At 68.5% G+C, this 699-nt stretch carries 1 pseudogene; it reads left to right on the forward strand.

The features are described from left to right. Window positions 1–689, forward strand: a pseudogene (locus tag ACKUB9_RS34365) (alkaline phosphatase); the annotation flags it as partial. Window positions 690–699: the final 10 nt, after the last annotated feature.

Here is a 699-nt window from a genome sequence, read left to right on the forward strand (position 1 = left end):
CTGGCTGGCGGGAGGGTCGCGATCCGAACGCGTACTTCTCTACCAACGGCTACCTCGCGGCCAACGGCGATGTCCACGCCGCCGGCCTCAATCCACTCACCCACTACCTTAACAACGGCTGGCTGGAAGGCCGCGATCCGTCCGCCAACTTCGACAATGAGCTCTACCTGCTCAACAACCCCGACGTGAAAGCCGCCGGCCTCGACCCTCTGCTCCACTACCTCACCACAGGCCAGAGCGAAGGCCGGCAGGCCTACGAGGCCGTGGGACGCGCCACCGAGATCGGCGACACCAGCCAGCAGGGCAGCTTCGATCCCGAGTACTACCTCCTGGCCAACCCCGACATCGCGGCCGCCGCCCTGATCACCGGCGGCGACGCGAACGCCTTCGCCTACAGCCACTTCCACAACCAGGGCTGGCTCGAGGGCCGCGATCCCAACGCCTACTTCGACACGCGCGGCTATCTGGCAGCCTACGGCGACGTGGCGGCGGCCGGGATCGATCCGCTGCTGCACTACGACACGCAGGGCTGGATCGAGGGGCGGGATCCCTCGGCGGGGTTTGACACCCAGGGCTACCTGACGGCGTACGGCGACGTGGCAGCGGCCGGGATTGATCCGCTGCGCCACTTCCTGGTCGCGGGCGTGCACGAGGGACGCCAGAGCCAGGGCGACGGTGCCTTCGGCTGACCCGCAGCGC

It is taken from the genome of Methylobacterium oryzisoli (genome assembly GCF_046557895.1).
In the GTDB taxonomy this organism is placed as follows: domain Bacteria; phylum Pseudomonadota; class Alphaproteobacteria; order Rhizobiales; family Beijerinckiaceae; genus Methylobacterium; species Methylobacterium oryzisoli.